At 54.6% G+C, this 7418-nt stretch carries 6 protein-coding genes, 1 tRNA gene and 1 pseudogene; 4 read left to right on the top strand and 4 right to left on the bottom strand.

The window, feature by feature from the left end; translation table 11 throughout:
• Positions 1-42: 42 nt before the first annotated feature.
• Positions 43-138: pseudogene (locus CKW19_RS29560) on the bottom strand (universal stress protein); the annotation flags it as partial.
• A gap of 29 nt (positions 139-167) precedes the next feature.
• Positions 168-2852 (bottom strand): EAL domain-containing protein, encoded by a 2685-nt coding sequence (locus CKW19_RS18365; protein ID WP_095059127.1) that lies wholly within the window; start codon positions 2850-2852, stop codon positions 168-170.
• 294 nt (positions 2853-3146) lie between these two features.
• Between CKW19_RS18365 and CKW19_RS28750 the strand changes: the two genes are divergently transcribed.
• Entirely contained in the window at positions 3147-3284 is a 138-nt protein-coding gene (locus CKW19_RS28750; protein WP_159953401.1) for a hypothetical protein, read from the top strand.
• A gap of 199 nt (positions 3285-3483) precedes the next feature.
• On the opposite strand, the gene CKW19_RS18360 is transcribed toward CKW19_RS28750, so the two are convergent.
• Positions 3484-3573: transfer RNA gene (locus CKW19_RS18360), tRNA-Ser, on the bottom strand.
• A gap of 308 nt (positions 3574-3881) precedes the next feature.
• Between CKW19_RS18360 and CKW19_RS18355 the strand changes: the two genes are divergently transcribed.
• The 3 genes from CKW19_RS18355 (at position 3882) to CKW19_RS18345 (ending at position 6635) form a co-directional block, all read left to right on the top strand.
• The gene (locus CKW19_RS18355) at positions 3882-4571 is read left to right on the top strand and encodes a crotonase/enoyl-CoA hydratase family protein (protein WP_095059126.1); all 690 of its coding nucleotides are present in this window, start codon (positions 3882-3884) and stop codon (positions 4569-4571) included.
• 214 nt (positions 4572-4785) lie between these two features.
• Positions 4786-5508 carry a 1-acyl-sn-glycerol-3-phosphate acyltransferase gene (locus CKW19_RS18350; RefSeq protein ID WP_095059125.1) on the top strand — a complete coding sequence of 241 codons (723 nt, stop codon included), beginning with the start codon at positions 4786-4788 and terminating at the stop codon, positions 5506-5508.
• Positions 5509-5663: 155 nt separating this feature from the next.
• On the top strand, positions 5664-6635 hold the full coding sequence (locus CKW19_RS18345; protein WP_095059124.1) for a magnesium and cobalt transport protein CorA: 972 nt from the start codon (positions 5664-5666) through the stop codon (positions 6633-6635).
• A 53-nt stretch (positions 6636-6688) separates the two neighbouring features.
• Here CKW19_RS18345 and CKW19_RS18340 read toward each other — a convergent pair whose 3' ends face one another.
• Positions 6689-7417, bottom strand: coding sequence for an amidotransferase (locus CKW19_RS18340; protein WP_095059123.1), 729 nt, complete (start codon positions 7415-7417; stop codon positions 6689-6691).
• Position 7418 lies beyond the last annotated feature (1 nt).

Raw genomic sequence — 7418 nt, 5'->3', positions numbered from 1 at the left:
ATATCACTAAGAAAATTCTGAAAATGTGCGAATAGCCCGTACACCCACCCATTTTCCCAGCCCCTTGCGATGCGCATTTCTCATCACGATTACATCGGTTCGGTGATGCCCGGCAAAGTCGGCCAGCGCTTTGTCGGGTCAAAACCCGCTACAGGACTATGGGGGCCTCACTTACGCTGATACCCCGAGCGATCTGTAAGGACGAGGTCCATTCCGCTTTCGATGTAATCCTCTAATGCATCTACTGCCATGGGGTGACCAAATAAATACCCCTGATAGTTACGGCAACCCAAATCCGCCAACATGTCGCGCTGAGCTTGCGTTTCCACCCCCTCAGCAATGACCGACAAGCTCATACTGCGTGCTAATGCGACCACCGTCTTGGCGATTGCAGCGTCGTTTGGGTCCACCAGGATATCGCGGACAAATTCCTGGTCGATCTTGAGCTGGTCCAGCGGCAGGCGCTTGAGATACGCCAGGGAGGAATAACCGGTGCCAAAGTCGTCCAGCGAAAATCCAACGCCGATGGACTTCAACGCATTCATCTTGGCAATCACATCCTCGACGTTGGAGACCAGCATACTTTCAGTAATCTCCAGCTTGAGACGATGAGGATTGGCACCGCAGCGCTTGAGCACAGACCGTATTTGTTCGACAAAGTCATCCTGATTAAACTGCCGAGTACTGACGTTGACGGCGATGCTCAGGTGCGAGAATTCGGTTCTATCTGCCCATACCGCCAACTGCTGACAGGCCATCTTCAACACCTGCTGGCCTAGCGGAATAATCAAGCCGCTCGCCTCTGCCAGTGGAATGAAATCTGCCGGAAAAATCATACCGCCGCGCGGGTCTTCCCAGCGCACCAACGCTTCCACCCCTGTAATGCGACCTTGGTCCGTGATCTGCGGTTGATAGTGCAGCAGGATTTGGTGTTGTTTGATCGCCTCGCGCAAGCCATCCTCAAGTGCGATTCGAGCGCTGACGATCGCCTGCATCTGTGGGTCAAAAAAGCGCAAGACGTTGCGTCCGCAGGCTTTGGCCTGGTACATAGCCAACTCGGCGCGCTTCAAGGGCTCGCTTGCATCCTCATGCTGTTCGCCGAACAGAGTGATACCTATGCTGCCCGTTCGGTGCAGGATGGATGTGCACAGTTCATAAGGATGCTCGATCTTCCGCAAAGCTATTTCGCCAATGCTTTCAGCATGGCTCGCCGCCTCCTGAGTATTGGCGCTCTGGCTTTCCAGAATAAGAGCGAATTTGTCGCCTCCAAGGCGGGCGACGGTATCGCCCTCCCGCACACAACGCCTCAATCGGTGGGCGATTTCAATTAGAAACAAGTCACCCTGGCCATGCCCCATGGTTTCATTGATTGACTTGAAATCATCGAGATCGACGAACATCAATGCACCGATCCATTGATGGCGAGCACTCGAAATCAATGCTTGCTCCAGTCGATCCATAAAGAGTCGGCGATTGGGCAATCCCGTGAGCTGGTCAGAGAACGATAGCCGTTGGATCTGCTGCTCGGCAGCCTTTCGATCGCTAATGTCCCGGACGATCGCCTGAATGCACAAAGTGTCATCCAGGGTCATCACGTGCGCCGAAACCAGACCGGGCCACGTTCGGCCATCCTTGCTGACAAATTCAGCTTCACGATCAATGAAATATCCGTTTTGCTGCAAGAGACGAACCGACGTGTGACGCTCTTCCGGGTAGCGCCAGATATCGATATCAAAAACCGTTTTGCCAATAGTATCTTCCCGTGTCCAGCCAAATACGGGTGTAAATCCGTCATTGACCTCAAGTAGTCGCCCATCCTCAAGGCGGGTGATGACTTGACTATCCGGGCTGGTGCGGAACACGGTACGAAAGACCTCCATTTTTTTCGCCTTACGCGATTCAGTTTCACGTCGATAGCTGGTACGCGTGAAAACAAGAATGGCCAGGGTGAAAACTGCCACCAGCAAAAGTGTGATAACCACTTCCTTTCGCCAGGGAGCAAGAAAGTCGTCGGTGCTTTTTGCGACAAAAACATACAGAGGGTAATTAGCAATTTTTCGATAGCTGTAGAGTCGCTCGATGCCATCTACTGGAGCCACGGCGGTGTAACTCCCGGCCTCCGGGGACGATCGAGTCGCTTCTGTAGCCTCGGCTGAAACCAGCCTGGCGCCAACTTGCCCGCTATCATTGGCTACTTTCGGAAACCGGACGATGAGCGCCATCTCCTCATCACGAATAGCGATGACCCCTTGTTTCCCAACATCAATAGTGGAAAACATGTCGGTGAAATACTCCATCATTCGCAACGAGCCCAGCGCCACACCTGCAAAGGAGCCATCAGCGTGGTTGATGCGTCTGGACAGGAGGACCGACCAGGCTTTTGTGGTGCGTCCTATCACAGGCTTGGATACGACCATTCCCAGATGCGAATTCTCACGCAGGCGTTGGAAATACTCTCGGTCGGTTATATTCGTTATCTTGCCGGCGGTCATTAACGTACCCCAAGGGACATTACCTTTCTCGTCCGCCACCCACAGCCCTTCGCAATCCCGAATATGCGCCTGCTGCTGTGTCAGATACCCGTTGAGCAACGGCCCATCAATGCCTCCGGCAGCCATTTGCCGCTCGATTTCGCTGGTGACCGCGAACAGGGCGACATCAACTTTATCAAGGATGCCAGAGACGTTGATTGACAAGGACCGCGCCAGGTTCTCTGTTGTGATGATCGCTTGAAGTTCATGCTGTTGTTTGCTCTGGTAAAGCGCCAGGCCAGCCAGCGCGTAGACGAACAAAATGATGGAAACAATACCTGCCGTAAGACGGACCGCTAAGGAATGTGAACGCCACTGCATGAGAAAGCCTCGACAAATCCAATTGGGGGCATTGCAGGTCTGTTCTTAGATTAGTCGGTCAGAAAATACTTGGCGTCAAAAAAATGAAGTACTCAACAGTTTTTTGCGTAGCGACGCGCAAATTGATCTTTTCCATGATTCGCACGGGTAGACAGACTCGTCGCAAAAGTGGTCAAAGCGCAGTCTCAATCGGAGCAAGGACAGCGGAGAAAACACCGATGTCTGGGTGCGTGCGACCGTCTGCTTCCGCAAGATCGGCGTCACGTGGAGCTGCTAGTGATGTGGGAATCGTCGATGGAAATCAATCACACCCCTTTCAATGGCGACGAGGCTGATGCACGTCGAGAGATCGAAAAGCGGATGACGGGGGTGCAGAGGTCGCTCAACTTCATTGCGTTTGAGCATGACGTTGTCAGCGAAAGGTTGATTTGAGCGCAAACAGAGACGCGTGCGGAAAAACTACCTGCCAATTGAGCCACGGAAGAAAATCCCACACGCCGCAATAATGGGTGACGCCTCCGGCGGAAAGCAGGACAGAGTTCACAGAGCGAAAATCAACGAAATCCAGATGGGGAACAAAATACAGCGAGCACAAAAAAGCCCCGTAAAACGGGGCCTTTAGGTTTAAATTTGGCGGTGAAGGAGAGATTCGAACTCTCGATACAGTTTCCTGTATACACACTTTCCAGGCGTGCTCCTTAAGCCACTCGGACACTTCACCGTATCTCTTCAAACATGTTCTGTCTGTCGAGGCGCGCTAATGTAGTCGAAAGCATTTCCGATGGCAAACATTTTTTTCAGAATTTTCATGTGGTTAACGCAATCTGGTGTTTCCCCCTGCTTGGGCCCATGGCAAACCGGCCAATCTCCGGCTTCGCGCCTTCTTCTATATAGAGGGAAATCGGCAGCCAGCACGGCGGACTACGCTCGGCGGGCGGGAAAAGGGTGACTGGCGGGTCAGTCACGGCGCTTTACCTGGCCTGCGACGGTGGGTAACGTCTGCGCAACTTTACTAAAAGGATTAGCGTCATGAGTGAGTTGATTTCTTACCATCTCGAAGACGGTATCGCGACCCTGACCTTGAGCAATGGCAAGGTCAATGCCATCTCCCCGGACGTGATTGCTGCGTTTAACGCTGCGCTGGATCAGGCTGTGGCTGATCGTGCGGTGGTGATCATTACCGGTCAGCCAGGCATTCTGTCCGGCGGTTATGACCTGAAGGTGATGACGTCCGGGCCAAAGGAAGCGGTGACCCTGGTGACCTCCGGCTCGACGCTGGCCCGCCGCCTGCTCTCGCACCCGTTCCCGGTGATCGTCGCATGCCCTGGGCATGCCGTGGCCAAGGGCGCGTTTTTGCTGTTGTCGGCCGACTACCGCATCGGTGTCGACGGCGCCTTCAGCATTGGCCTGAACGAAGTGCAGATCGGCATGACCATGCACCACGCCGGTATTGAGTTGGCCCGTGATCGCCTGCGCAAGTCGGCATTCCATCGCTCGGTGATCAACGGTGAGATGTTCAATCCGCAGAGCGCCGTGGATGCTGGATTCCTCGACGTCGTGGTGTCGGCCGAGGAGCTTCAGGGGGCTGCGTTGGCGGCAGCTCGTCAGTTGAAGAAAATCAACATGACTGCCCATAAAAATACCAAGTTGAAAGTGCGCAAAGCGCTGCTGGAGACCCTGGATAGCGCAATCATTCAGGACCAGGAGCATTTGGGCTGAGTCCTTTGCTGCGATAACGAAAAGCCCGACCGTCGTGTCGGGCTTTTTCGTACATAACGCAGTTAAATGTCTGTAACCGCTCTAGGCTGCATCTGACCAACAAGTCGGAAACATACGCACAAACATCGGCCATCTCCTACATCTGTAACGGCAATTGCCGAAAACAGTGCACATCCGTACACTGCGCCACCTTTTGTCCCGGTGGGGCCTGCAAATGCTGTTTGTTTTGCGTATGTCATTGATGGGTCTGCACTTTATTGTGGCGGGTGTACTGGGCGTGATGCTCGGCCTGTGCCGACCGTTCAATCCGGACAATAGCCGCCTGTGCGCGCGCCTCTATGCATGGCCGGCCATGTGCATTTTGCGCCTGCGGGTGAAAGCTGAAGTCGGGCCGTTGCTGGATAAGCCCGAGAGCTGCGTGATCATCGCCAACCATCAGTCCAACTATGACTTGTTTGTGTTCGGCAACGTGGTGCCCCGCCGTACCGTGTGCATCGGCAAAAAGAGCCTGAAATGGGTTCCACTGTTCGGCCAATTGTTCTGGCTGGCCGGCAACGTACTGATCGACCGTGGCAATGCGCAAAAAGCTCGCCAGTCGATGTTGACCACCACCCACACCCTGCAAAACGAAGACACCTCGATCTGGGTGTTCCCGGAAGGCACGCGCAATCTGGGTGAGGAGTTGCTGCCGTTCAAGAAAGGCGCCTTCCAGATGGCCATCGCTGCCGGAGTGCCGATCGTGCCGGTGTGTGTCAGCAGTTACGTCAAGCACATGCGACTGAACCGCTGGCACAGTGGGAAAATTCTGATTCGCTCGCTGCCGGCTATTCCTACCGCTGGATTGAGCCTGGACGACATGCCGACGTTGATCGCCCAGTGCCGTGAACAGATGCGCGAATGCATCGAATCGATGGACCGGCAACTGCAAGCCGCCTGAAAACAAAACCCGCCCAGTGCGGGTTTTCTTTTGCCTGCAAACTTATGCTGGCGAACTCGGCAGAATTCACTGACTCTCAAGGAGCAGAAGGCTAAGCTGAGCGCCTTTAGAAATAAACAATAACCATAAGAGCTACCAATAAGTGAATCAAAACCATGGGTAGAGTTGTTGCTGCTGCCGTTTACAGCGCGGGTAAGAAAGTCACTGATATCACCCTCGACGAAGGCGCGGCCTGGGCTGCAAAGCCGGGGCACTTCGTCTGGATCGGCCTCGAAGAGCCGAATGCAGAGGAGCTGTTCAATCTGCAACGCCAGTTCAACCTGCATGAACTGGCCATCGAAGACGCTCTGGAAAAACACAGTCGACCAAAACTCGAAACCTTTGGTGATGCGCTGTTCATCGTCACGTATTCACCAATACGGGAGGACGGCAAACTCAAGTTCATCGAGACGCATATCTTTGCCGGCAATGGATACATCATTACTGCGCGCAACGGTCATTCGGCGTCCTACGCGTCTGTCCGACAGCGTTGTGAGGCGCGTCCGATATTGCTCGAACACGGGGAAGATTTCGTTCTCTATGCCATCCTCGATTTCGTGATTGAAAACTACCAGCCGATGGGCGAAGCGATCCATGGGGAAATCGACGAGCTGGAACGCAATGTCATGAGCAGTTCCCTGAACGAGCACGACATTCAAAAACTCCACAGCCTGCGCCGCGATGTGTTGCGCTTGCGCCGATTTGCAGCGCCGATGGTGGAGATCGGCGAGGAATTGCAAAAGCTGAGCTTTCCGTTCATCGACAAGAACATGCGCCCGTATTTTCGTGATGTGCAGATTCATGTCACGCGGCAGATGGAAGACCTTACGACGCTCGCGGACATTGCCAGCCAGACCATCGAGGTCGGCGTTTTGCTAGAGGCGTCACGTCAGAGCGTGGTGCAACGCAAGTTTGCCGCATGGGCGGCGATTCTGGCGTTCCCGACAGCGGTGGCGGGGATTTACGGGATGAACTTCCAGAACATGCCGGAGTTGACCTGGCACTACGGATATTTCGCCGTGTTGGGATTTATTGCCGTGGGGTGTGTGAGTTTGTGGGCGAGCTTCAAGAAGTCAGGGTGGCTCTGACAGACTTTGTGGTGAGGGAGCAAGCTCCCTCACCACAGGTGAGGTTGCGCCTGTTAAATAGCTTGGTTTGCCGGCTTGTGCGCCACAAACCGCATCATCCATTCGGCAACCGTTGTGCCGTGGTGTTCCTGCTCCAGGCTGGCGATGCCTTTCGAGTAAACCTGCTCGCCCAGCGCCTGCTGGCGAATTTCCAGCAATGCCCGGGAGTAGTCATGAATGAACTCCGGATGGCCCTGGAAGCACAGCACCTGATCGTTGATGTGGTACGCGGCAAACGGGCAAAAATCGCTGGAGGCGATCACCGTGGCGTTTTCCGGCAGTGAGGTCACTTGGTCCTGGTGGCTGATCAACAAGGTCAGCTCTTCACGCACCGGGTTCATCCACGGCGCCTTGGCAGCCAGTTTGTAGTTGTGCGTGCCGACGCCCCAGCCCTGGGTCGCGCGTTCGCTCTTGCCACCCAACAGCAGCGCCAGCAATTGATGGCCAAAGCACACGCCCAACAGTTTGTCGCCACGCTCGTAGCGGGTCAGCAGGTAGGCCTTGAGGGTTTCGATCCACGGGTCGGTGCCGAAGGAGTCGGCCTTGCTGCCCGTCACCAGATAGGCGTCGAAGGTCTGCTCATCATCGGGATAGTCGCCCTGAACCACGTTGTAGGTCGTGAATTCAGCAGCAATGGGTTGCTGCGAAAACAGGTGTTTGAACATCTGCCCGTAGCCCTGATATTGGTCGACCAATTCCGGACGCAGGTTGTCGGTTTCCAGAATGCAGATGCGTAACGACATA

Origin of the sequence: Pseudomonas sp. Irchel s3f7, from assembly GCF_900187615.1 — a bacterium.
Taxonomy (GTDB): domain Bacteria; phylum Pseudomonadota; class Gammaproteobacteria; order Pseudomonadales; family Pseudomonadaceae; genus Aquipseudomonas.
Note: the sequence above shows the minus strand (reverse complement) of the source record. Positions and strands in the feature narration are given on the sequence as shown.

What these genes read in the sequence shown, in the direction of transcription:
- CKW19_RS18365 (WP_095059127.1), bottom strand. Translation starts at nt 2,852, where the DNA reads ATGCAGTGGCGTTCACATTCCTTAGCGGTCCGTCTTACGGCAGGTATT.
- CKW19_RS28750 (WP_159953401.1), top strand. Translation starts at nt 3,147, where the DNA reads ATGGAAATCAATCACACCCCTTTCAATGGCGACGAGGCTGATGCACGT.
- CKW19_RS18355 (WP_095059126.1), top strand. Translation starts at nt 3,882, where the DNA reads ATGAGTGAGTTGATTTCTTACCATCTCGAAGACGGTATCGCGACCCTG.
- CKW19_RS18350 (WP_095059125.1), top strand. Translation starts at nt 4,786, where the DNA reads ATGCTGTTTGTTTTGCGTATGTCATTGATGGGTCTGCACTTTATTGTG.
- CKW19_RS18345 (WP_095059124.1), top strand. Translation starts at nt 5,664, where the DNA reads ATGGGTAGAGTTGTTGCTGCTGCCGTTTACAGCGCGGGTAAGAAAGTC.
- CKW19_RS18340 (WP_095059123.1), bottom strand. Translation starts at nt 7,417, where the DNA reads ATGTCGTTACGCATCTGCATTCTGGAAACCGACAACCTGCGTCCGGAA.